This window comes from Pedobacter faecalis, from assembly GCF_030182585.1.
In the GTDB taxonomy this organism is placed as follows: Bacteria; Bacteroidota; Bacteroidia; order Sphingobacteriales; family Sphingobacteriaceae; genus Pedobacter; species Pedobacter faecalis.
On sequence record NZ_JARXOW010000001.1, the window covers coordinates 2,693,585 to 2,717,704 of the forward strand.

General features: G+C 46.0%; 19 protein-coding genes. 13 read left to right on the forward strand and 6 right to left on the reverse strand.

Going from position 1 to position 24,120, the window contains the following annotated elements; translation table 11 throughout:
• The first annotated feature begins 27 nt into the window (after positions 1-27).
• Complete coding sequence (locus tag QEP07_RS12250; protein ID WP_285010400.1) at positions 28-1,803, forward strand: AsmA family protein; 1,776 nt, start codon at positions 28-30, stop codon at positions 1,801-1,803.
• A gap of 32 nt (positions 1,804-1,835) precedes the next feature.
• Complete coding sequence (locus QEP07_RS12255) at positions 1,836-3,179, forward strand: hypothetical protein (RefSeq protein WP_285010402.1); 1,344 nt, start codon at positions 1,836-1,838, stop codon at positions 3,177-3,179.
• A gap of 7 nt (positions 3,180-3,186) precedes the next feature.
• Here the strand turns inward: QEP07_RS12255 and QEP07_RS12260 are convergent, their stop codons facing one another.
• From QEP07_RS12260 to QEP07_RS12280, 5 genes are all read right to left on the reverse strand, one after another.
• Entirely contained in the window at positions 3,187-5,253 is a 2,067-nt protein-coding gene (locus QEP07_RS12260) for a S9 family peptidase (RefSeq protein WP_285010404.1), read from the reverse strand.
• A gap of 98 nt (positions 5,254-5,351) precedes the next feature.
• On the reverse strand, positions 5,352-6,416 hold the full coding sequence (locus QEP07_RS12265; protein WP_285010405.1) for a branched-chain amino acid aminotransferase: 1,065 nt from the start codon (positions 6,414-6,416) through the stop codon (positions 5,352-5,354).
• A gap of 59 nt (positions 6,417-6,475) precedes the next feature.
• A complete protein-coding gene (locus QEP07_RS12270) occupies positions 6,476-7,441 on the reverse strand; it encodes a tryptophan 2,3-dioxygenase family protein (RefSeq protein WP_285010407.1) in 966 nt (321 codons plus the stop codon).
• Between the two features lie 45 nt (positions 7,442-7,486).
• Positions 7,487-8,785 (reverse strand): HAD-IB family phosphatase, encoded by a 1,299-nt coding sequence (locus QEP07_RS12275; protein WP_285010408.1) that lies wholly within the window; start codon positions 8,783-8,785, stop codon positions 7,487-7,489.
• A 4-nt stretch (positions 8,786-8,789) separates the two neighbouring features.
• Complete coding sequence (locus tag QEP07_RS12280; protein ID WP_285010409.1) at positions 8,790-9,758, reverse strand: NAD-dependent epimerase/dehydratase family protein; 969 nt, start codon at positions 9,756-9,758, stop codon at positions 8,790-8,792.
• A 74-nt stretch (positions 9,759-9,832) separates the two neighbouring features.
• On the opposite strand from QEP07_RS12280, the gene QEP07_RS12285 reads away from it, so the two are divergent.
• Both QEP07_RS12285 and QEP07_RS12290 read left to right on the forward strand, forming a co-directional pair.
• Positions 9,833-11,014, forward strand: coding sequence for a formimidoylglutamase (locus QEP07_RS12285; protein WP_285010410.1), 1,182 nt, complete (start codon positions 9,833-9,835; stop codon positions 11,012-11,014).
• Positions 11,015-11,092: 78 nt separating this feature from the next.
• Positions 11,093-12,235, forward strand: coding sequence for a TlpA disulfide reductase family protein (locus QEP07_RS12290; protein ID WP_285010412.1), 1,143 nt, complete (start codon positions 11,093-11,095; stop codon positions 12,233-12,235).
• 51 nt (positions 12,236-12,286) lie between these two features.
• Here the strand turns inward: QEP07_RS12290 and purD are convergent, their stop codons facing one another.
• On the reverse strand, positions 12,287-13,558 hold the full coding sequence (purD, locus tag QEP07_RS12295; protein ID WP_285010414.1) for a phosphoribosylamine--glycine ligase: 1,272 nt from the start codon (positions 13,556-13,558) through the stop codon (positions 12,287-12,289).
• An 88-nt stretch (positions 13,559-13,646) separates the two neighbouring features.
• Here purD and QEP07_RS12300 point away from each other — a divergent pair, with 88 nt between their 5' ends.
• The 9 genes from QEP07_RS12300 to QEP07_RS12340 all read left to right on the forward strand — a co-directional run bounded on the left by QEP07_RS12300 (position 13,647) and on the right by QEP07_RS12340 (position 24,102).
• Positions 13,647-13,952 carry a hypothetical protein gene (locus QEP07_RS12300; RefSeq protein WP_256002086.1) on the forward strand — a complete coding sequence of 102 codons (306 nt, stop codon included), beginning with the start codon at positions 13,647-13,649 and terminating at the stop codon, positions 13,950-13,952.
• Between the two features lie 121 nt (positions 13,953-14,073).
• Entirely contained in the window at positions 14,074-17,385 is a 3,312-nt protein-coding gene (gene secA / locus QEP07_RS12305; RefSeq protein ID WP_285010416.1) for a preprotein translocase subunit SecA, read from the forward strand.
• A 12-nt stretch (positions 17,386-17,397) separates the two neighbouring features.
• Positions 17,398-17,826 carry an SPOR domain-containing protein gene (locus QEP07_RS12310; protein WP_285010417.1) on the forward strand — a complete coding sequence of 143 codons (429 nt, stop codon included), beginning with the start codon at positions 17,398-17,400 and terminating at the stop codon, positions 17,824-17,826.
• The gene (locus tag QEP07_RS12315; RefSeq protein WP_285010419.1) at positions 17,826-19,013 is read left to right on the forward strand and encodes a M20 metallopeptidase family protein; all 1,188 of its coding nucleotides are present in this window, start codon (positions 17,826-17,828) and stop codon (positions 19,011-19,013) included. The genes QEP07_RS12310 and QEP07_RS12315 overlap by 1 nt, the downstream gene beginning before the upstream one ends.
• A gap of 11 nt (positions 19,014-19,024) precedes the next feature.
• Entirely contained in the window at positions 19,025-19,966 is a 942-nt protein-coding gene (locus QEP07_RS12320; RefSeq protein ID WP_285010421.1) for a hypothetical protein, read from the forward strand.
• A gap of 53 nt (positions 19,967-20,019) precedes the next feature.
• Positions 20,020-20,685 (forward strand): SGNH/GDSL hydrolase family protein, encoded by a 666-nt coding sequence (locus tag QEP07_RS12325; protein ID WP_285010423.1) that lies wholly within the window; start codon positions 20,020-20,022, stop codon positions 20,683-20,685.
• Between the two features lie 11 nt (positions 20,686-20,696).
• The gene (gene dnaG / locus QEP07_RS12330; protein WP_285010425.1) at positions 20,697-22,658 is read left to right on the forward strand and encodes a DNA primase; all 1,962 of its coding nucleotides are present in this window, start codon (positions 20,697-20,699) and stop codon (positions 22,656-22,658) included.
• A complete protein-coding gene (locus tag QEP07_RS12335) occupies positions 22,659-23,021 on the forward strand; it encodes a YraN family protein (RefSeq protein WP_285010426.1) in 363 nt (120 codons plus the stop codon).
• Between the two features lie 31 nt (positions 23,022-23,052).
• Positions 23,053-24,102: a glutaminyl-peptide cyclotransferase gene (locus QEP07_RS12340; protein WP_285010428.1), complete on the forward strand. Its 1,050-nt coding sequence runs from the start codon at positions 23,053-23,055 to the stop codon at positions 24,100-24,102.
• Positions 24,103-24,120 lie beyond the last annotated feature (18 nt).

Consider the following 24,120-nt stretch of genomic DNA (forward strand, 5'->3'; position numbering starts at 1 on the left):
GTATGGTGTTGAGGATATATCAGGGATATGGAGGATAAAAAAAGGTCGTCGAAGCGCAGAGTCCTAAAATGGATCGGGATTGTATTGGCAGTGGTGATTCTGCTGGCAGGGGGCGTTGCGCTTTATTTCAGCGCAAAGTGGAAGCCGATACTGACTGAGAAGATCAAAGCGGGGGTGTATGATGGTTCGGATGGTCTTTACCGGATATCTTTCGAAGATATCCATTTAAACCTGCTAACCGGTACCGCAGTGCTTGATAGTGTAAAGCTTACGGCTGATACGGCGGTGTTCGAACGCCTAAAGAAGACAGGAAGAGCGCCGGGTCATCTATTTGACGTAAGCCTAAAGAATTTGAAGCTTAGCCGCACGGCGATACTGACTGCATATTTTAAAAAGCGGATAGAGATGAATGCGATTGTACTGAATCAGCCCTCTGTCCGTGTTACCCGGTATAAGGTAGTCAAGCAGCCGGATACCTCTGGCGGCGACCGCAGCTTATATCAACGTATATCGACAGTGTTAAAGTCGGTCCATGTAAAAGCTATTCAGATAATAGATGCAGACGTGGATTACATAAACGGGGATCGGGCAAAGAAAATGAACGCTATAAAACACCTGAATGTGACTGTGAAGGATTTACTGATCGACTCGTTATCGCAGTTTGATACAACACGCTTCTATTATACCAGGGATATCAGTTTTAAACTGGCGGGCTATACCTCTTCCAGCACTATGTATACGATGAAGGTAGATACGATAAGAGGGTCGGCGGCCAACCAGTCAATCGTCGTTAAGGGGTTCAGGATGATCCCGAAGTATCCCGACCTGGCCTTTACTCGTAAATATAAGTATGGCCGTGATCGTTACGATTTAAGCTTTGACGCCATAACGCTGAGTGGGGTAGACTTTGGTTTGCTGAACAGTTCCGGCAAGCTCCATGTCCGGAAGCTGAAGCTTGGTCCGGCCAGGCCTAAGATCTTCGTTAACCGTGAACTACCGCCCCCTCCTGGCTTAGACAAGGGAAGAAATTTTCCTCATGTTGCTGTAAGACGTATCCCGATTCCGACAAAGATTGACAGCGTTGTGCTAAACAACATAAACCTTTCATACACCGAATACAATCCTGTTAGCCAAAAACGCGGAACAATTTATTTCTGGGATCTAAAGGGCGATATTTTGAACGTGACTAACGATAGCATAGCCTTGGTACAGAATAACCATGCTGTGGCGCGGTTGAGCGCCATGGTGATGAAGGCCAGCAAGATCGATGTGCGGATTAACTTTAATCTTAACGACAAGGACGCTGCGTTCAGCTATTCAGGGAAAATAGGGCCGATGGATATGAAGATTTTAAACCCGATGGCTAAAAACATGGGTTTGGTAGAAATAGAGCGGGGAAAGATGCAGGGTGCAGATTTTAATATTAACGCGAATCTCAGCGGCTCGTCGGGGCGGGTAAACTTTTACTATACAGATTTGAAGGTGAAACTACTCAAAGAGAGTGAGAATGGCGAGCCGGAAAAGAAGAAGGGCCTGCTTTCGTTTCTAGCTAATACTCTACTCATCAAAAATCAGAACCCGGATAAAGGAGAAGCGCCGAGGACCGCACAGGTGGCTTTTACCAGAACACCGGCTGCCTCTTTCTTCAATATGATGTGGAAGAGTGTGTTTATCGGTATTCGGGAAACGGTAGGCTTGGGTGTGGTGCCCGTAAAAACCCCCGAACAGGGGCTGAAGAAGATAAAGGATAAGATGGAGGACCGGCGCAAGGAAAGAGCAGATAAAAAAAAGAAGCGTGACTAATTATCTGTATATTAGGTGAAGGACAATGAAGCATGACTGAACGAAAATGGAAAAAACATAGCGTGGCGAAATGGGCAGCCATAACTTTAGTCACGCTGGTTGTTGTCATTGCTTCGGTCACCATATACCTTAATATCAAATTCCGGTCAGTTGTCGAGAAACACCTTAATCAACTGGTTGCTGAAGCCACTGACAGTCTGTACAAAGTGGAGTTTTCAGAGATACGCACAAATGTGCTTACCCATCGCGCCGTACTGAAGGATATACGCATCATCCGCGACACGCTTAGGTCGGCCCGGCCTGCAAAGCAGCGTCCGGAGCCATCAATCACATATGAAATAAGTATCGGGTCCATCATCATGGAAGATTTTCACCCTTTTACGCTTTTAAAGTATAAAGATCTTCATGTTGACCGGCTGTCGTTACAAAATGCTGTGGTCCATATGTTCAATAGGCATCAGGATTTTAATATCCGGGTAAGTGATGCCCATATGCAGGGCATTAATTTACCGCTTTATCTGCGGAAGCGGGAGTTGTTTATCGGGGATGTTAGCCTCTCCAATGGTTCAGTGGAGGTCTTTAACAATAGGGCAGCTGCTGCTCCCGATACGACTTCTGCGCGGTATTTTCCGCATCAATTGCTAAGACGTCTGAACAAAAAGATTACGGTTAAACGCCTTAACCTGGAGCATATCGATGTGAGTTATGCGGAATACAGCAGGAAAACCCTGCAGACAGGGAAAATAACCTTTACCCAAACGTCCGGTACTATCAGGAATATCACAAATTCCTCGATGGCCGAGCAGTTTATGCGGGCTGATCTGAGCACTTACCTGATGGGGCAGGGCAAACTGGACGTGCATTTCCGGTTCGACTTAAGGGCAAACAACGGCGCTTTTCGCTACAAGGGGTTACTGGCGCCCATGGATGGAAGGGCGCTTAATCAGATCACGAAGCCGCTGGCTATGCTCGAAATTAAGAAATGCAATATCGGGAAACTCGAATTCGATATCCAGGCCAACAATAAGGAAGCCCGCGGAACCATGAAACTTTTGTTTAAAGACCTGTCTGTGAAATTGCTGAAGAGAGAACAGGAGCGGCTCGTAAGAAATGGTTTGATGTCTTTTCTGGCAAATGCGGTGGTGATTCGCCCAGACAATCCTGATGCTTCCGGTCGACTTGTTACAGCAAATATTCGCTATGAAAGAGTGACTGCCAGTCCTTTCTTTAAATTTACATGGAAAGCCCTTCTAAGCGGGATAAAGTCTAGTATAGGAATAAGTCCGGCTAAAGAGCGGGAAATAAAGGCCGCTGTAGCTCGCTTTAATCAGAAGAAAGCCGAACGGGAACGAAGGCGATTGCATAAGCGCGACTAGGAAGCACCTATTTCAATAGGTGCTCCGGTACTGGTTTTTCCAGCAGGTTTTGATAATAGAACCTGATCCGTTCAGCCCTGTCGTGTGCTGACTTCTCTCCACCCCATCCATGCCTTCCTCCAGGATAGATCATAAGTTCAAAGTGCTTGTTGGCATTTTGGAGTTTGTCAACCAACTGAATGGTGTTTTGCATATGTACGTTATCGTCCATGTCTCCATGCATGATCCGCAAAAGGCCCTTATAGCGGTCTACGTATGTCAACACCGAGGCATTTTTATACCCTTCGGGGTTTTCCTGTGGTGTGTCCATAAACCTCTCCGTGTAATTCGTATCGTACAACTCCCAGCTGGTCACAGGAGCCCCCGCATAGCCGAAATCAAAATCCTCCGCACCCATAGTGAGCGCCAGACAAGTCATGTATCCGCCGTAGCTATGACCCGTGATGAGGAGTTTGCGGTTATCGACCCATGGCTTTGCTTTAAGCCACCTCGCAGCGGTTGTGTAATCTTTCATCTCCCATTTCCCAAGATTGCGGTGCATAAGCGCAACACCTTCTTTACCAAACTGACCCGATGCCCTGTGGTCTACAGATATCTGGATGATGCCCTCATTCGCCCACCACTGGTTGCCCGTTCCCTTCCATGTGTTGCTCACATTGCCAGCGTTAGGACCACCATAGATACTCATGATTACCGGATAACGCCGTGTCTGATCAAAATCTGTCGGATAGGTAATGACTGCAGGCAAACTGTAGCCGTCATCAGTAGGAATGGTAATCATTTCGGTTTTTCCAAATACATATTGGTCAAAATCGTCGGCTTTGCTGTTGGCAATTTGTCTGATTACTTTTCCGGTATTGCTCAACAGGATTGTTTGAGGCGGCGTACTAACATTAGAATAGGTACTGATAAAATATTTTCCGCCCGGAGACATAGATATCTGATGCGTATACTCCCCAAAAGTAAGCCGCTTAAGGTTTTTGCCATCGTAGTCTACACGGTAGAGGTCCTGCTGTGTAGATTTTTCCTTTCTTGCTGTAAAATAAACCACCCTGTTCTTTTCATCTGCGTGCACCAGTCTGCTTACCTGCCATTTCCCGCTGGTAATCGGATTGATGAGTTTGCCGTCCAGCGTGTGAAGATAAAAGTGAGCCCAGCCGGTTTTATCACTTTTCATGATGAAGTGTTTTTTATCGCCGAGGTATGTCACACGTTCGTCGTAGTCAAGGTCAACCCAGCTTTGTTGCTTTTCATCATAAATCTCCTTCTTTACTCCCGAGATTGGATCTACGTTATAAAATTTCAGGTTGTCTTGTCCCCGGTTCATCCATTGTACCATCAGGCTGCTTCCATCGTAACTCCAGTATGGTGTGCCAAAGTACTGGTCGTCTTTTTCGTTAAAATCTGCCCAAACAACAGTTCCGCCGCCTGCAGGCGTAAAGCCAACGCGCACAGCAGGATTCGGATCGCCAGCTTTTGGATATCGGGTTTGTTCGGTATAGCCGTGCTGACCGCTAGACCCATAGATCGGGAACATCGGCACCTTGGTGTCGTCGAAACGCATAAATGCAAGGTACTTGCTGTCCGGCGACCACCAGAAAGCTTTGTAATTGGTTGCGCGGCCCAGTATCTCTTCATAATATACCCAGGATGACCAACCGTTGTAAATTACGTCGGTTCCGTCATTTGTGTATCGAATCTCCTTTCCAGTGCTTATTTCAATTGCGTAAAGGTCATTGTTGCGTGTAAAGGCCATGTATTTTCCATCGGGTGAAAATGTCATGTTCTTGTCTCCACTTTGCCGGGCTATTGGTGCGTTCGGAGTGTTTTCAGGCGTGTAAGTATACGGGCTACGCTCGCCGGTACTAACATTCACCTTATATCGTTTCTGGTCGGCATCCGTTTCGATGTAATGATTGTCGTCCGCCCAGCCGCCAACGTAGACGGTCCGTTTGGTTAGCGAGGGCTTGCCAGAAAAAATATGCTCCCGTGTTAAACGTTTCTGAGCCTGAACTTCTGAGGCCGGGGATGCTAAAATAGACATGATACAGGAAATCAAAAAGAATCTTTTCATATGCTGCGGGCTTGTTTGGTTTTGCGGCAGTAAAGGGCTAAAATACTCAAAAAGGCGCAATGTTAATGCGCCTTTTTGAGTGATAAAGTGTTTTTGGTTTAGATCGTCCAGTTCCAGCCAAACTCGTCTTCACTGAGGCCGTATCGGATGTCGTTAAGGGTTTTAGCTATTCCAGATGAGATTGTACGGGAGGCCGGGTCAGAAAGTTTATAAAGGGAGCCCTGATACCCAATCTCTCCAATAGGAGTAACCGTAGCGGCAGTACCTGCGGCGAAGGCGTCCGTGACAGAGCCCTCGTTAATTCCTTCGATGATTTCTTTTACGCTTACACGGCGTTCTTCAACTTCGATTCCTGCTTTCTTCGCCAGCGTCAAAATAGTGTCGCGGGTAACCCCATCCAGAACAGTGCTTCTTACTGATGGTGTGACAAGCTTGCCATTGATCACAAATATCAGGTTCGCTGTTCCCGCTTCTTCGATATACTCATGTGTTGCGGCATCTGTCCAGATAAGCTGGTCATAACCTTCTTTTTGTGCTTCCGCAAATGGATATAAAGAGCGGGCATAATTACCAGCTGTTTTAGCAAAGCCAACTCCTCCGTCGTCTGCGCGTGTATATTCAGTTTCAATCTTAACCTTAAGTGGCTGACTGTAATATGGTCCTGTGGGTGTAGTGAGCAATGCAAACGTATATGTGTCAGATGCTCTCACGCCCAAATAAGGATCCGTTGCATACATCACCGGACGAATATACAGGGAATATCCATCCTGCGAAGGAATCCATTTTTCGTCGATATCAAGAAGCGCAGCGATGCCTTGCATAAAAATCTCCCTGGGGATGGCGGGCATAGCCATCCGGTGAGCGGATTTATTAAAACGTTCGTGATTTTTATCGGCTCTGAAAACATTGATCTTCCCGTTGGCCTGGCGATAAGCTTTTAGTCCCTCAAATATTGCCTGTCCGTAGTGCAAGGCAGATATAGCAGGGCTCATTGGAATAGGACCGTAAGGCAGGACCTGCAGGTTTGACCACTCGCCATCCTTGTATTCAGCAATAAACATGTGATCGGAGAATACTTTCCCGAAGGGCAACTGCGAAAAATCAGTTCCCGTTAATCTGCTTTGATCAGCTTGTGTGATCGTGATGTCCAACGTCTCGTTCATGAGTTTAAATAATATAGCGCAAAAATAACAATAAATAGCCTAAGTACCAATGAGCTGGCTCAGCTGGTAGCCCTTAAATCTTTAAGAACACTTAGTACCCAGCCCTTTCCCCATTCGTCCATCTGTTGTTCTGTCCAAAGAAAAGGATAGAAGATCCGCTTCTGAAAGCGCGGCGGCAGATACTTTTGCCAGTTAGTACCGCCGGTTGCGGCGATGTCGACGGGATCCCGCTCAAGATACCTCACGGCCGATTTATAATGAGACAGTGGCCACTCAACGTTTACGAAGATGTCAAGTTTTCTAAGTTCTTCTGCCAGCTCCGATAGATCCTGGCCTGAATTTTCAAGCTTACGGTAAAGCGCTGTGAAATTGGTATGCTGCCGGTCTTTAGCAAGTTGCAGGAACTGGTCTGCATATTTTCCAATAAATTGCTTCAGCGTGAGCGTCTGTTTTCCGCTGGAAAGTTCTGTAGCACCAAATTTCCAGTAGATGTGCTCAAACTGCTCATCAATGGAGGCTCCTGTTAGCACCTCCCGCTTACTCTTGTCTACTAACCTTATGAATTCAGTAGCGCTTATCTCAATCATTCGGTACTGCCCCGACTGGAAGCCGCTTGCTGGTAATAAGGACATCCGGAATTTGAGGAATTGCTCTTTCTCCATTCCGTTTACCATGACCTCAAAGGACGTTACCAGCGCGTTGAAATAGGCGTTGATCCGCTTCACCCGATCAGTGAAGAACTTTACGCTAAGTTCCGGATGTCCGGATATTTGTTTGCACTCATGTAACGCAAGTTTGAAGTAGAGCTCTGTGATCTGGTGATACATGATGAAGATTTCTTCATCGGGGAAAGAGGTTTTCGGGCTTTGAAGGCTTAGAAGGGTATCCAGGTGTATATAATCCCAGTAGGTAAGAAAATCGGCATGAAGCAGGCCATCCAGGTAGGCAGACATGTCCTGTCCCATAGCCTCATACTTCTCCTGGAGCTTATTCAGCTTTTCAATAATTTGAGGGGTTAACTCCATGTAAATAAGTTAGTGGCATCAAAGTTAACAAAGCGAAGCATAACCTTAATATAAAACCCTGAATTTTATCGTATGTTCAATCTTTTTAAGCGATTTGAATAACTGCTTGTCATATTGAGTATTGATATCTGTAATCACATATCCAATCTCCGGATTCGTCATCAGGAACTGCCCCACAATGTTAATGTCATGTTTGGCAAACACCGTATTTATTTTGGCCATTATACCAGGGACGTTCTTGTGGATATGAATCAGTCTGTGGGACCTTTCAATTCTCGGCAGTTGCAGGTTCGGAAAATTACTGCTCAGATAGGTGGTGCCCGTGTTCATAAAGTCGATCATACGTTTGGGTATGAAGGTGTAGTTGCGCGGGTTGCCCTTAGGGTCGTCAAAGAGAACAACGCCTTGCTGTACGCAGAGCGCAGCATCTACCCGGTTTCGCGCGTTGCCCAAATACCCAACCGTTTTTAGTTTCACGGCACGCTTCAGCGTTTCCGGATCAATTTTTTCGCCATTAGCGAGTAAGATCATATGCACATCTGCGACGTATTTTTCTTCAAACGTAGGTTTGTGCCGGATGGAAAAGCCGTCTTTCTTGAGTAGTTCGATGCTTAGCGGATCGGCATCGCCGAGAACCAGGCAAAGGATTCGGTTTTTAGGATAGGAGATAGCCCTCGGCAGGTTATTTACATATAGGAATTCGTCGAAGCTTGGCGTAACATGGTCGGCTTTTTCTATGATGTTTGCTCTGGAGATGTTCTCTGTGAATGCATAGAACTTTTTGATTAATCCGCTTTCCCGGAGTTGAAAGTCCGAATAACCATCTCCGATCCCGTAAAGGTCGCCTTTGAGATCAAGTTGCTGCATCAGTTTTACCTTACCGCCCTCTTCGCTGAGTGGATTTGCGTGGTCATAATCAATGATCTGCCCGTCACCATTCGTTATAAACGTGTTTGCATAGATATTTTCTTTCTTGATATGGTAGCGGCTCACGACCGGGATTATAAATTCCTTGAATCCGCCCGAAACAATCAGCACTTCGTCTGCATGTTTTCTGAAGAATTCAGCGTTTCGTGAAAAGGAAGCCGACACTTTCTTCTTGAGCCGGGTGATTAATTGTTTAAGGTGGTCTTCGTTTGCCTCAAGTAATTTTACCCGCTGGCTCAGGCTTTCCCCGAAGGAGAGCCTGCCTTCCATAGCCATATTCGTATACTCTTCGATTTTTTGGAATATTGCCTCGCGATCAGGATGATTTTTAAGTGAGATCCGCGCAAGTTCGTCAAGCGCCTCTACCTGCGTGAAGGTGCTGTCAAAATCGATAATGTAAAAGTTTCTCTGTTTCATGTGGTTATTTAAATTGAAGTGCCGAGCATGTCTCAGCAATGCTCTGGCTTAGCGGCTTAAACGTTATGTTAAAAGTTTTACGCGCTTTGTCATTGTCGTAATAGCTTTTGGTAATGCTGCTCTTTATCGCATCGCGGGTGAGGCTTGAGGACTTTCCGCTTAGCAATGACCGGAATTTTCCGAGCATCCAGCCAACCTTCATCATCCAGGGCTTTGCTTCTATTGTTGGTGGCTTTACGCCAAATCCATCAGCTATTTCTTTGAAAAGGTTTTGATAAAGATAGTTTTCGGCCGATATAATATATCGTTCGGCAGTATGATTGCTTTGCATGGCGAGGATCATGATTCTGGCAACGTCTTCGACATCTACCAGTCCCGTGGCCCCCCTTGTGTAGAAGCTGAAGCCATCTTTAATAAGCTTAAACAGTTGGCCGCTGCCGTTAAATCCAGTGCCGCCACCAATGATCACAGACGGGTTAACGATCACTGCGTCCAGTCCCTCAGCAATACCCCGCCACACCTCCATTTCCGCCTCATATTTCGATTCAGCATACGCATGCGTTTTTGTTCCATATTCCCAGAAGTCTTCCTCTGTGATCATTTTGCCGCTTTTTGAATCGCCGAGTGCCGCCACGGAACTGACGTGAAGTAAACGCACGCCATTTTGCAGGCAGAGATTTACAATGTTTGCCGTTCCCTCTATGTTGATCCTGAACAGACGGCTTTTGTCTGCCGGCCTGAACGATACTAATGCAGCGCAGTGATATACCTGCGTAATTCCGCTAAAGACATCTTCAAGGTTAGCCACGTCATTGATATCTGCATTTATCCACTCGATCGCGTTATTGCTCGCAATGAGAGATGGAATCGTTGAATGCTCTCGTTTAAGGGCTTTCACATACGTGCCCGAACGGGTAAGCTGATGAACCAATTCTGCACCCAGAAATCCCGTAGCACCCGTAACTAATATCATTGCAATTTTTTTAGGATGTTTGTTAAAATATCCCCCCAAAAATAGATATTTGACCGCATACATTTAAGCCTTATATGTCATTATCAGATTTTTTTTTACCACTGGATATCAACAGCTTTACACCAGGAAGAGGCTTTTTGTCAAGTCAGATGGGTGCTAAAGTGACATTTTATACGGGCGAGTTTCCTGACCTTTCCGATGGGGAATACGATATCGCGCTTATAGGTGTACAGGATGACCGTGCTGCTGTGAATAACCAGGGTTGTGCACTCGGGCCTGACTATTTCCGGGAGAAATTTTATAGCCTCAATGAAGGACCCAATCCAACCAGAATTGTCGATCTGGGCAACATCAAAGCAGGTGCGGCTATATCGGATACTTATGTGGCCGTCAAGACTACAGTTTCTGAACTTATCAAACTGAGTATTACTCCGGTGATCATTGGCGGCGGGCAGGACATCACCTATGCTCAATACCTTGCTTATGAAAGTCTTGAGCAAAAAGTGGATCTCGTAGTGGTTGACAGTAAGTTTGATTTGGATGAAGAAGATGGGGAAGGTCTGGCAGCAAGATCCGATACATACCTCAATAAAATACTGCTGCATCAACCTAATTACCTCTTCAACTTCAGCAATATCGGCTACCAGACCTACTTCGTCAACCAGGAAAGTCTGAAAGTAATGAGCAAGCTCTATTTTGATGTTCACCGCCTTGGAGAGTTCTCCGGCGATATCTCACTTACTGAGCCGATACTGAGAAATGCCAGCATGATCAGTTTTGATATAGGCGCGGTTCGCTCATCCGATGCGGCGGCGAATGCCAATGCGGGACCTAACGGGTTTTATGGTGAACAGGCCTGCCAGATTTCGCGTTATGCGGGTATGAGCGATAAGCTTACCTCAATAGGTTTTTACGAGTTTAATCCCGCTTTCGACCAAAATGGGCAAACTGCCATGCTGCTGGCGCAGATTATATGGTATTTCATCGATGGATTTTACAATCGGAAAAAAGATTTTCCGTTGGTGCCGAAATCCCAGTATCTGATATACCGGGCAAGTTTAAGCGACGGAAGTGGTGAAATGTTATTTGTTAAAAGCAAGAAGTCTGATCGTTGGTGGATGCAGGTGCCGTATCCTGCCGGAATATCGAAAAATGAACGCTTTCATCTCGTGCCTTGCCGTTATGAGGATTATACTCTTGCCGTAGAAGGTGAAATGCCGGATCTGTGGTGGCGCACCTATCAAAAGCTACTATAATTTTACAGCATATTTTACGTTATTATGCTGATTCCGACTTATATTTGGATTAACTTAAAAGAACTAACACAATAACTCATGAAAAAATTAGTATTATCCGCTGTGGCATTGTTGCCGTTAGCGGTGCTTGCCCAAAAACCCTTTACTATTAACGGAGACGTTAAAGGGCTGAAAACCGGAGATAAGGTTTACCTGGTTTATCGGGCAGCCGGCGAGGAAGTCACAGATTCTGCTGTCGTAAGCAACGGAAAGTTTGGCTTTAAGGGCACGTTGGCTGAGCCCGCAAGAGGCAATCTGTTCCTTAATAAAAATCCTTACGTAAACCGGCCGGCCCAGGGTGAGAGACTCGATCTTGCTTCCCTATATATTGAGCCGGCGGCAATGAAAGTAACTGCCGCTGATTCTCTGAAGAACATTGTAATCACCGGTTCAGTTGTTAATGATGATGAAAAAAAACTGAAGGCCTTAACCAAGTCACTTTCGGATCAAATGATGGCGGTGAATGCTCAATACGCAGCGCTATCTCCCGAAGAGCGCAAGGTACAGGAAAAAGCGCTCCGCGATAAATATATGTCTCTGCAGGAGCAGGTCAAACCTATACAATTGAATTTTGCAAAAGGCAATCCAAAATCCTACATCAGCCTCTCCGCGCTTTCGCAACTTGCGTCGGAGCCTGAGCTTGCTGCAGATGTAGAAAAGGCATACGCTGCGCTTAGCCCTTCATTGAAAGCTACTCAATCAGGCAAAGACCTGGCGCAGCTTCTTGCGGCAGGTAAAGCGACAGCCATTGGCGCAATGGCGATGGACTTTACGCAGAATGATGTAAACGATAAGCCGGTTAAGCTGTCAGATTTCAAAGGTCAATACGTCCTGTTAGATTTCTGGGCATCTTGGTGTGGCCCTTGCCGGGCTGAAAACCCCAACGTGGTAAAAGCCTACAATACTTACAAAGACAAGAAATTTACAGTCCTGGGTGTCTCTTTAGACAATCCTGGTAAAAAAGATGCATGGTTGGCTGCGATCGAAAAAGATGGCCTGACCTGGACGCATGTGTCTGATCTAAAAGGATGGGACAACGCTGCATCAAAAATGTATGGTATCCGCGCCATTCCGGCTAACTTTCTGATAGATCCTACTGGAAAGATCATTGCTAAAAATATACGTGGAGAAGAACTGCAATCAAAGCTTGCCGAAGTGTTGGGCGCATCAGCATCCAAATAAACTGCCGAAGTTTCTATATAAAAAAAGCCCTGGTGGAAACCAGGGCTTTTTTTATATCAAATCAAACCCAATATCTTCACGAAAATACTTTCCATCGAAATATATCCGGGCGGCATCCGCTGTAGCAGACTGTAAAGCCTGAAACTGATCGTCTTGTAAACTGGTTACTGCAATAACTCTGCCTCCATTGGTTTTAACAATGCCGCCTTCCAATGAAGTTCCCGCATGAAATACGAGTGATTCCCTTACGTTCTCTATTCCGGAGATAGCCTTTCCTTTTTCGTAATCGCCAGGGTATCCACCTGCAACAATCATAACGGTCGCTGCATGCTTATCGCTTATCTGCAATCTGAAGTTGTCAAGATTCTTTTTTGCCGCTGCCATGAACAGTTCCACAAGGTCGCTTTCAATTCGGGGTATCACACTCTCCGTTTCCGGATCACCCATCCGGCAGTTGTATTCGATCACATAAGGTTTGTCACCCACCTTTATCAAACCGAAAAAGATAAAGCCGGTATAGTCTATTCCATCTTTCTTAAGCCCTTCCACTGTCGGAATGATGATGCTTTGCTCTATTTCGCTGAGAAAGGCTTCGTCCGCGAATGGAACCGGCGATACCGATCCCATTCCGCCGGTATTCAGGCCAGTGTCTCCCTGTCCTATCCGCTTGTAATCTTTTGCTTCAGGCAGTATTACATAATTTTCTCCATCTGTAAGGACAAATACCGACAATTCGATACCTGTCAGGAATTCTTCTATAACCACTGTTGTGCCTGCCTCGCCAAATTTGCCGCTAAGCATGAGTTCCAGTTCCTGTTGGGCTTCTGCTGTGTTTTCCAGAATAAGTACGCCTTTCCCCGCCGCAAGCCCGTCGGCCTTCAATACCACGGGGAGGGCATGATCCTGCAGATAAGCGATGCCTTCTGCAAGCGTTTCCTTAGTGAAGGAGCGCGAACTTGCCGTGGGTATACCATGACGTGCCATAAATTGCTTAGAGAAGTCCTTGCTGCCTTCAAGGATAGCGCCTTCTTTTTTTGGCCCAATTACAGGAATATGCGCAATTGCCGGATCGTTTGTGAAAAAATCGTGTATGCCTTTAACCAGTGGTTCCTCCGGGCCTACAACGACCATTTGAATATTTTCCTTTGTTACGAGACGTTTAACTGCCTCGAAGTCGTTAATGTTCAGGGGGACATTCTTGCCGTAAGCGCCGGTGCCGCCGTTTCCTGGGGCAATGAACAATTGACTGCAATGTTCCGACTGACTGATTTTCCACGCAAATGCGCTTTCTCTGCCTCCTGATCCTAATAACAATATATTCATTGGTGTGTGTGGTTTAAATGTCGCTAAACCGCAAATATACCGCTTAGATTTCGGTATGTGAAAGATTAAAATTAGATTTGCCGGCGGCATGAGACATATTGTTACTCTATCTCTTGTATTTTTCAGTCTTGCACATTTGGCAAAAGCCGAGCGTGTTGAAGGGCTTAGGCTTGTTGCCGAAAAATATTGCAATAAGCAGCAATCTGCAGCTTATGAAGTAGCCGCACGGGCAGAGCGCAGTGGCGATGCACATACTTACCCCTTCTTCTTATCATACAGCGCACTGTCAACCATTGGCATTCAGCCAACGCTTCGTCTGCTAAAATATACGCATCGTAATAGTATTGTCGCCGACCTTACCATTCGCGCTAAGCCCAAAAATAACAGTCCTTAAATCTTTATTCATTGATACGCGTGGCCGCATTGGCGGTTGTTAAATCCCCTCAGGCACCGGTGTTCACAGACTGGATTGGTTGTTGTGGGCAATCATTTAATTTTTATACAAACACAAAAACATGTTAGGATTTTTAGCCAAGATATTTGGAAGTAAATCAGAAAGAGATATAAAGGCGATACAGCCGGTAGTAAGTCAGATCAACGAAGCTTATGCGAAGCTTGCAACACTTAGTAATGACGAGTTGCGAAGTAAAACAGCCGAATTTAAGGAGACCATCGCCATTGCCCTCACAGAAATAGATGGCAAAATGGAGGTACTGAAACACGAGGCAGAACAGCCTGAGAAGGGCCTCTCTGAAAAGACAGCGTTGTACGACCAGATTGATGCTCTTGCCAAAGAAAGAGATAAAGCGTTAGAGGTAGTCTTAAAGCAAATATTGCCCGAGGCCTTTGCCGTGGTAAAGGAAACTTCAAGGCGTTTTTCTCAAGGCGACCTAGAGGTTACCGCGACCGACTTTGACCGGGAATATGCTGCCAGAAGGAAAAACGTGACCATCATTGGTAATAAAGCTGTGTGGGCCAACAAATGGGAAGCCGCAGGGAATGACGTAGTATGGAACATGGTTCATTACGATGTGCAGTTGATCGGGGGTATGGTGTTGCATGAAGGTAAAATTGCGGAGATGGCTACTGGTGAGGGTAAAACCTTGGTTAGTACATTACCTGCTTACCTTAATGCCCTTGCCGGCCAGGGTGTTCATATCGTTACGGTCAACGACTACCTTGCACGTCGTGACTCTGAGTGGAACGGTCCGCTGTTTGAATTCCACCGTTTAAAAGTTGATTGTATCGACAAACACGAACCTAACTCTCAGGAACGCAGAAATGCGTATCTGGCCGACATCACATATGGCACAAATAATGAGTTTGGTTTCGATTATCTGCGCGACAACATGTCGCAAACGCCTGATCAGTTGGTACAGCGCAAACTGCATTTTGCCATGGTAGATGAGGTCGACTCTGTACTTATCGACGATGCACGTACCCCTTTAATTATCTCAGGTCCTGTCCCATTTGGTGATCAGCATGAGTTCTATGAGCTGAAGCCAAGAATTGAACGTTTGGTTACAGCCCAGAAGGAATTCGTTACACGTGCATTAAACGAAGCCAAGAAATTGATCAATGATGGTAAACCCGGCCCCGAAGAAGGGGAAGGCGGACTTGCATTATTGCGCGCTTATCGCGGTTTGCCTAAAAATAAAGCACTCATTAAGTTTTTAAGTGAAGGCAGCGTAAAGCAGACTTTGTTAAAAACGGAACATCACTATATGGCAGATCAGTCGAAGAATATGCCCAAAGTGGATGCAGAGCTGTATTTTCACATTGATGAAAAAAATAATCAGGTCGAATTGACAGAAAAGGGAATAGAACTGATTACCAAATCAGGTGAAGATCCGCAATTCTTTGTTTTGCCGGATGTTGGTACAGCCATCGCCGATATAGAAAAATCTTCATTAAGCAACGAGGACAAGATTACGCAGAAGGATGCCCTGATGCGTGATTATTCTATCAAAGCAGAACGCATTCACTCCGTAAACCAATTGTTAAAAGCCTATACGCTTTTCGAGAAGGATGTGGAGTATATCATTGATGAAGGTAAAATTAAGATCGTTGATGAGCAGACCGGCCGTATTATGGACGGGCGCCGTTATTCTGATGGATTACACCAGGCAATCGAAGCAAAGGAGAATGTTAAAGTAGAAGATGCTTCACAGACATACGCAACGGTTACCCTGCAAAACTTTTTCAGGATGTACCACAAGCTTTGCGGTATGACAGGTACGGCAACAACGGAGGCTGGGGAGTTCTGGTCTATTTATAAACTCGACGTTGTGGAGATACCAACCAACCGGCCAATCTCCAGAAAGGATCATCAGGATTATGTATACCGCACCGTAAGGGAGAAGTATAACGCCGTAGCCGAAGAGATCGTAAAACTGACTGAAGCAGGCAGGCCGGTCCTGGTGGGTACCACTTCTGTGGAAATATCCGAGTTACTTAGTCGCATGCTTAAACTCAGAGGGATTAAGCATAACGTACTGAACGCAAAAATGCACCAGAAGGAAGCGGACATTGTTGCTGAAGCAGGTCAACCGGGTCAGGTTACCATTGCTACCAACATGGCGGGCCGTGGTACCGACATCAAATTGGGTCCGGGCGTTAAAGAGGCCGGAGGTTTGGCGATTGTAGGTACTGAGCGACATGAATCGCGGCGGGTCGACAGGCAGTTGCGTGGTCGCGCAGGCCGGCAGGGCGATCCCGGTTCTTCCCAGTTCTTTGTCTCCCTGGAAGATAACCTGATGAGGCTTTTCGGGTCGGAACGGATTTCTAATATCATGGTGCGCATGGGCATTGAAGACGGTGAAGTGATTCAGCATTCTATGATTACCAAGTCCATAGAACGTGCACAGAAAAAAGTAGAAGAGAACAACTTCGGTATCCGTAAGCGCTTGCTGGAGTATGACGATGTCATGAATTCTCAGCGTTCGGTAATCTATGCAAAACGCCGTAATGCGTTGTTTGGCGACCGTCTGGATGTAGACATGAGCAACATGACTTTTGATGTTGCAGAAGATATTGTTACTGAATATAAAGAAGCAGGCAACTATGAAGGATTTAAGCTGGAGGTGATCAAAAACTTCTCAGCTGATACAACTATTGACGAGGCTGAATTCGGTTCTAAAAACATCGCGCTCCTGACAGAAAAGCTGTTTGATGAGGTGAGCGCGTTTTATGTACGTAAGTCAGACGCCATTATTGAGCAGGCCTTGCCGGTGCTTAAGCAGGTTTATGCCGAAAGAGGCGAGCAGATTGAGCAGATTGTTGTGCCTTTTACAGATGGATTGAGACATGTCCAGGTTCCGGTCGGTTTAAAGAAAGCGATTGAGAACAACGGCCGGGAGGTCACAAAGTCTTTCGAAAAGACAATAGTGTTAGCCTTGATCGACGAGTCATGGAAGGAACATTTGCGTGAAATGGATGAGTTAAAGCAGTCCGTGCAGAACGCTGTGTACGAGCAGAAAGATCCGCTGATTATTTATAAAATGGAAGCTTTCAATCTGTTTAAAAACATGCTGAATGCTGTTAATAAGGAGGTAGTAAGCTTCCTGTTTAAGGGCGGCATCCCCGTCCAGGCCGACCCTAACGATGTAAGGGTTGCTCAGCAAGCCCCACGTCCGGCACCGGCTAAACTTAAAACCTCAAAGCCAGAGTTTGCACAGTCGGGCAATTCGGGTATGCCGGAAATGGAAGATACCAGGGAAATGACACCTCAACAGCCTGTCCGTAAAGAAGTAACTATAGGACGGAATGAACCCTGCCCATGCGGAAGCGGGAAGAAGTTCAAGAACTGTCATGGTGCCGGCCTATAAATAAGCACTCAGATGAGACTATCGGTCATATTGATTTTTTGTTTCTGTTCACTGCAGCTGTTCTCGCAGTCGCGCGGCACTGTCACGGTTATTAAAGATCCCATGATCGATAGTCTTATTGTCAAAAGAATTCAGCTCAGTACCAAAGCAGCCAGTCCGGGAGCACCAAAGCCAGGCCCGGTTGTTTCACAGACGGGTTACCGCGTGCAGATATTTTACGGATCAGACCGTCGGAAGGTGTTTAGCGAACAGGCTCGCTTCAAAGTACTGTACCCCTCCTTAAATACTTACATCACCTATAAGGAGCCGAATTATTATTTAAGAGTAGGAGATTTTCGTACCAGGCTCGAAGCCCAGCGATTAATGAATGAGCTTAGACCCGACTTCCCTACACTCTTTATTTACAGAGAGAAGATCAATGCACCAAGCTTAGAATACTAATGATACACAAAGACCAGATCAAACAGTTGTCTGCTGATATCTTTGAGCAGGTGGTGGGTTATCGCAGGCATCTTCATGCGAATCCTGAACTGTCGTTTAAAGAATATGAGACGTCTGCATTTATCAAAGCCAGGCTTTCCGAATGGGGGATTCCTTTTAAAGAGATGGCGGATACCGGTGTAGTGGCATTGATAGAAGGAGCTTTGCCGTCAGAACGCGTTATCGCCCTGCGGGCGGATATGGATGCTTTGCCTATTTTGGAGGCAAATGACAAGCCATACGCGTCAAAGAATGCTGGGGTTATGCATGCATGTGGTCATGATGTACACAGTTCTTCTTTGCTCGGTACCGCATATATCCTAAATACACTAAAAGATAAGTTTGCAGGAACCGTTAAACTTATCTTTCAGCCCGCAGAAGAATTGCTTCCGGGTGGTGCCAGCATTCTGATTAAAGAGGGTGTTCTTGAAAGTCCTCCAGTGCAGAACATCATCGGTCAGCATGTAATGCCGCTTATCGATGCAGGCAAGGTAGGTTTCCGGTCGGGCATTTATATGGCTTCTACTGATGAACTTTATGTGACTGTCAGAGGAAAAGGCGGACATGGGGCACAGCCACATCAGAATATTGATCCCGTCCTCATCGCATCGCATATTATTGTAGCGCTTCAGCAGATAGTAAGCCGCAATGCCGACCCTAGATTGCCCTCTGTCCTTTCGTTTGGTAAAGTGGAGGCAAACGGAGCTACCAACATTATCCCCAACGAGGTCAAGATAGAGGGTACGTTTCGTACACTTGATGAGGACTGGCGAAGAGAGGCTAAGCTGCGTATGAAAAAGATGGCTGAAGGCATGGCGGAGAGTATGGGCGGCAGTTGTGAATTTCGTATTATGGACGGCTATCCGTTTCTCATCAATGAACCGGCATTAACGGCTAACGTCCGTGAATTTGCAGAAGATTACCTGGGCAAAGAGAATGTCGTCGACCTCGACATCTGGATGGCCGCCGAGGATTTTGCCTATTATTCGCAGGTCACCAATGCATGTTTTTATCGGCTGGGCACAGGCAATAAAGCGAAAAATACAACGTATTCTGTACATACGCCAAATTTTGATATCGACGAAGATGCACTTCAGCTATCAACCGGCTTAATGGCCTATGCTGCACTGAAGCAGTTGGGTAATTAACAACAAATTTTATGAGGTATTTATGGCTGTTTGCAGTGGCGTTTTTGCCTGTTCGAGCATATACACAGGAGATAGAGCGGTTTAATCCAGACACGATCAAGACCATACAGCTCGATTCTGTAATTAACATCAAAGCGCAGAAGTTCGGCGTGGAAACATTCATCAATGCCATTATCAATGACAATACCTTCTATCAGGCATTCCGTGAAATGAAGCGTTATAGCTTTATTGCCGAGAACAACATCTATACATATAACAAACAGAACAAGGTAGATGGCCGGTTGTATCGTAAAATCAAGCATTACAACTCGGGGCCTAAGAAAATGGAGTATCTGGCTAAGTCAGATCAGGGTAACGTGTATAAGAAGAACGGTAAGTATCAGCTCTATACGGTCGAAATGTTCGATTTCATATTTCTGAACGCTTATCAGACGCCTTATGTGGAGGCTACAGGAACAGCGGGGAAACCCGGCAGTACCAACGAAAGTTACAAGGACAAGCTTAGAACGCTTTTGTTTTCACCTGGGAAGCCCATTAAAGGATTGCCTTTCATTGGCAATAAAACGGAGTTGTTCACGGCAAACATGCGTCAGTATTACGACTATAAGTATGAAAGTGGAACCTATCTTGATTCTATTCCGGTGTACCGCTTCACGGTATCTGTAAAAGACGATATCAGCCGCGGTACCAAAAATGGACTGATGATCAAGACGCTGACCACCATCTTTGACAAGCGAAACTTCGAGATACTGGGCAGGTATGTAGATATGAAGTATGGAAATATGCTGTTCGATTTTGATGTGCAGATGAACATAGAAATGAGCTATTTTGAGGGTGAGAAACTACCCACAAAAGTTGCGTATCAGGGAAACTGGGACCATCCTTTTAAGAAAGAAGAGCGCGCTAGTTTTCTCATCGTCCATAAGGATTACCGGCTTGAAAAGGGCGAGTAATTTTATAACTTCGTAAACAGACCAGCAATACTTAACCTTAATAAACCAACACAATGAAAACCGCTACTAAAACCCTTACCGTTACCCTGGCCATCGCCGTGGTTGTATTACTGTCGGCAATGACCTTCAAACCCAAAAAAATTATCTTTTTCGGAGATTCAATTACTCAGGCCGGCGTGCAGCCTGGAGGGTATGTCGACCTCATCCGCAAGGCTCTCGATCCGGCCAAATATGAAGTCATCGGCGCAGGTATCGGAGGCAATAAAATTTACGATCTTTACCTCCGCATGGAAGAGGATGTGCTTAATAAAAAGCCCGACCTGGTAGTTATTTATATCGGTGTAAATGATGTTTGGCACAAACAACTGAGCAAGACCGGCACGGATTACGACAAGTTTATCCGTTTTTACGAGGCACTTATCAAGAAGATTCAGAACAATGGCGCTAAAGTCGTCCTTTGCACGCCAGCAGTGATCGGTGAAAAGAAAAATGGTGCTAACGAAATGGATACCGATCTCGATAAATATTCAGGGGCAATACGTGAAATCGCTTCGAAAAACAACCTGCCACTGTGCGATCTGAGAACCATTTTTACGGAGTATGCCAAGACTAACAACCCGGGCGACAACGATCGCGGCATTCTTACGACTGATCGGGTACACCTGAATGAGAAAGGGAACAAAACTGTGGCCGATAGTTTACTGCCATTGGTTAAATAGGAACCTAGCAAGTGATCAACCAGGACACCATAAATAAAATCATGGATGCCGCCCGTATTGAAGAGGTGGTTGGTGATTTCGTAGCTTTAAAAAAGCGTGGTTCCAGTTTGATCGGTAATTGTCCCTTTCACAACGAGAAAACCCCCTCATTTAATGTTTCGGTAGCCAAAGGCATATATAAATGCTTTGGCTGCGGTAAAGGTGGCGATGCGGTCCATTTTATCATGGATCACGAGAAGTATTCTTATCCGGAAGCACTTCGATACCTGGCTGCCAAGTACAATATTGAAGTAGAGGAAACGGTACAATCGCCACAATACATTGAGGCCCAGAATGCGAGGGAAAGCCTGTACATTGTATCGGAATATGCAGCGTCGTTCTTTGCCACCGAGCTTTGGTCCGGCCAGGAAGGCAAGGCGGTAGGGCTTAGCTATTTTAAGGAGCGAGGTTTTCGCGAAGACATTATAAAAAAATTCCAGTTGGGCTATTCCCCGGATGCCTGGGATGCGCTCATTCAGCATGCAGCCAATGCCGGACACCGCGAGGAATACCTTGAAAAGACCGGACTGGCTATACGGAACGACAAGGGTAAGTTGTACGACCGTTTCCGCGGTCGTGTCATGTTTCCCATCCACAACTTTACAGGCCGTATCATTGGTTTTGGCGGACGTACTTTAAAAACCGACAAAAACGTCCCTAAATACGTTAACTCCCCGGAGAGCGATATTTACCATAAGTCCAACGTTCTATATGGCCTATATCATGCCAAGAAAGCCATACGTGATGCGGATAACTGCTATCTGGTAGAGGGATATGCCGACGTCCTGTCGATACACCAGGCAGGTATTGAAAACGTTGTCGCTTCTTCTGGTACTTCGCTAACCACAGAGCAGATCAGGATGATTGGCAGGTTCAGCCAGAATGTGACGATTCTGTACGACGGTGATGCCGCAGGTATTAAGGCGTCATTGCGCGGACTGGACATGATCCTTGAAGAAGGGCTCAATGTCAAGGTCGTCCTGTTTCCGGATGGCCACGATCCCGATTCCTATATGCACCATGTAGGGTCTGGTGAGTTCAGAAAATACATAGAGAACAACCGGAAGGATTTTATTCTTTATAAGGCAGGCATCTTGCTCGAAGAGGCTGGAAAGGATCCCATCAGGCGTGCGAGTATCATACGAGACATCGTGGAAAGTATTGCGAAGATTCCAGACGATATAAAAGCCTCGGTATTTATCCGTGAATGCAGCCACCTGCTGCAGATCGAGGAACGAACGCTTCTGTCTGAGCTTAACAAGATCAGAGCAGCAAAGCTTAAGAAGACTGGTCAGGCTGCGCCCCAGGCTAAGGCTCCTGAAGCATTTTCTGGAGATATGCCTCCCGACAATCTGTTTGAGCACCCTGACCCGCTTTCTGGTATAGCAACTGAAGCTGCTGCCGATAATGATCAGATACAGGAACGTGAAATTGTGCGGTTACTGCTTGCCTTTGGTCATGAGCTCGTGAACTGGGACGACATCGATAACATGTACATAGGTTCGTTTATTGTGCAGAACCTGGCTGATGTGACCTTTGAAGACCCACTTTGTGTGCGGATCATCGACACCTACCGGCAGGAAATAGATAGTGGTCACCTCCCCGTAGCCAGTCAGTTTATTAAAAGCCCCGACCGCGACATCGCTGATCTCGCCATTACGCTTTCAACTTCGCCCTATACCTTGAGCGATAACTGGTATAACAAGCATCTCATCTACGTGCGCGACGAAACGGTGAACCTAAAAGCGACGATCCTTGGAGGCCTCTTTCATTTAAAAAAGCGCAAAGTAGAAAGGATGTTGGACAGCCTGCTTCAGGAGCTCAGGACCGAGACAGACGCCGCCAATCAGGAAATATTAATGCAGCGTTATACGTTCATCAAGGGCGTCGAACGGGAAATATCGAAGTACCTTGGATCGGTTATTATAAAATAAATGGCATTTCACAACGATCTGGGAAAGCGCGGAGAACAGATTGCGCGGGAGTATCTGGAAAATTTAGGCTATTCCATTCTTAAAATGAACTGGCGATGCGGACGCGCTGAAGTTGACCTGATTGCAAGTTATGAGGGCACGGTGATCTTTGTCGAGGTGAAAACACGCAGCTCGGTAGATTACGGCCAGCCCGAAGAGTTTGTAAGTTACCATAAAGAACGGCAACTGGAGTACGCTTCGTCCGTTTATATAGACATGACGAACCATCAGAAGGAGATTCGGTTCGATGTTATTGCAATTGTTTTTGAAAATAAGGACATTTATAAAATTAATCATATTGAAGATGCATTCTGGCCCAGTTGAGACTTTTAATAAACCATCTAACGCATTATCCATGGTATGCTTACTGCTAGCCCTGTTGTTTACCGCCTCCTGTCAGGATAGGCCGGCTGTTTCAACGCTCTGGTTTAAGTCGCCCATGTCCGATCAGTCCCTCCCCCTGGGTCAGGACATCAAAGTGGAGCTTGATGTGCCAAAAGGTGAGGATATCGGGTCGGTCGAATACCTGATTGACGGTAAAAGTATGGGTACAGGCCAGGGCGCAGCACCTTTCATGATCAGCACCAAAGGGCTATCAGTAGGTTTTAAAACCATTGCCGCTATTGTAGACAAGGACGGCGATAAAGATACACTCGAAATAAAGGTACAGATGAACTCAGGTCTGCCTCCGGAAGAATATGCCTACAAGATTGTTAAGGAATATCCGCACGATACCTCCGCCTACACTCAAGGCCTGGAATATCACAATGGCTTATTTCTGGAGAGCACAGGGCAGGAAGGACACTCAACACTAAGATGGGTAGAACCAGCCAGCGGTAAGCCGGTGCAGATGGAAAAGTTGGCTGACCAATACTTTGGTGAGGGTGCAACCCTGGTTGGGGATAAGATCGTTATGCTTACCTGGAGAAGCAATATGGGCTTTGTGTATGAAGCAAAAACACTCAAACAGCTTTCCACATTTCCTTACGAAAACAGTAAAGAGGGCTGGGGCCTGGTCTTCGACGGTAGCCGACTGATCAAATCAGATGGTACTAACCGCCTGTACTTCTTAAACAAGGATACCTTTAAGGAAGAAGCCTATATCGATGTGTACGATAACAAAGGTGCAGTAACATACATCAACGAACTGGAATACATAGACGGAAAAGTTTACGCCAACGTTTATCAGGAAGACTATATCGTTGTGATTAATCCGGCTACGGGGATTGTGGAGAAAAAGATAAATCTTCAGGGCCTTCTCAGCAAAAGCTATTTCAAAGATGAATTCGAAAGAGCCAATGATGTCTTAAACGGTATAGCCTGGGATAAGGAAGGCAAACGCCTTTTCGTTACCGGCAAAAAATGGCCGAAACTTTTTGAGATCGTCTTAGTACCCAAAAAATAGCCAGTACAGGCCGCCTCA

What these genes read in the sequence shown, in the direction of transcription:
- QEP07_RS12250 (WP_285010400.1), top strand. Translation starts at nt 28, where the DNA reads ATGGAGGATAAAAAAAGGTCGTCGAAGCGCAGAGTCCTAAAATGGATC.
- QEP07_RS12255 (WP_285010402.1), top strand. Translation starts at nt 1,836, where the DNA reads ATGACTGAACGAAAATGGAAAAAACATAGCGTGGCGAAATGGGCAGCC.
- QEP07_RS12260 (WP_285010404.1), bottom strand. Translation starts at nt 5,253, where the DNA reads ATGAAAAGATTCTTTTTGATTTCCTGTATCATGTCTATTTTAGCATCC.
- QEP07_RS12265 (WP_285010405.1), bottom strand. Translation starts at nt 6,416, where the DNA reads ATGAACGAGACGTTGGACATCACGATCACACAAGCTGATCAAAGCAGA.
- QEP07_RS12270 (WP_285010407.1), bottom strand. Translation starts at nt 7,441, where the DNA reads ATGGAGTTAACCCCTCAAATTATTGAAAAGCTGAATAAGCTCCAGGAG.
- QEP07_RS12275 (WP_285010408.1), bottom strand. Translation starts at nt 8,785, where the DNA reads ATGAAACAGAGAAACTTTTACATTATCGATTTTGACAGCACCTTCACG.
- QEP07_RS12280 (WP_285010409.1), bottom strand. Translation starts at nt 9,758, where the DNA reads ATGATATTAGTTACGGGTGCTACGGGATTTCTGGGTGCAGAATTGGTT.
- QEP07_RS12285 (WP_285010410.1), top strand. Translation starts at nt 9,833, where the DNA reads ATGTCATTATCAGATTTTTTTTTACCACTGGATATCAACAGCTTTACA.
- QEP07_RS12290 (WP_285010412.1), top strand. Translation starts at nt 11,093, where the DNA reads ATGAAAAAATTAGTATTATCCGCTGTGGCATTGTTGCCGTTAGCGGTG.
- purD (WP_285010414.1), bottom strand. Translation starts at nt 13,558, where the DNA reads ATGAATATATTGTTATTAGGATCAGGAGGCAGAGAAAGCGCATTTGCG.
- QEP07_RS12300 (WP_256002086.1), top strand. Translation starts at nt 13,647, where the DNA reads ATGAGACATATTGTTACTCTATCTCTTGTATTTTTCAGTCTTGCACAT.
- secA (WP_285010416.1), top strand. Translation starts at nt 14,074, where the DNA reads ATGTTAGGATTTTTAGCCAAGATATTTGGAAGTAAATCAGAAAGAGAT.
- QEP07_RS12310 (WP_285010417.1), top strand. Translation starts at nt 17,398, where the DNA reads ATGAGACTATCGGTCATATTGATTTTTTGTTTCTGTTCACTGCAGCTG.
- QEP07_RS12315 (WP_285010419.1), top strand. Translation starts at nt 17,826, where the DNA reads ATGATACACAAAGACCAGATCAAACAGTTGTCTGCTGATATCTTTGAG.
- QEP07_RS12320 (WP_285010421.1), top strand. Translation starts at nt 19,025, where the DNA reads ATGAGGTATTTATGGCTGTTTGCAGTGGCGTTTTTGCCTGTTCGAGCA.
- QEP07_RS12325 (WP_285010423.1), top strand. Translation starts at nt 20,020, where the DNA reads ATGAAAACCGCTACTAAAACCCTTACCGTTACCCTGGCCATCGCCGTG.
- QEP07_RS12335 (WP_285010426.1), top strand. Translation starts at nt 22,659, where the DNA reads ATGGCATTTCACAACGATCTGGGAAAGCGCGGAGAACAGATTGCGCGG.
- QEP07_RS12340 (WP_285010428.1), top strand. Translation starts at nt 23,053, where the DNA reads ATGGTATGCTTACTGCTAGCCCTGTTGTTTACCGCCTCCTGTCAGGAT.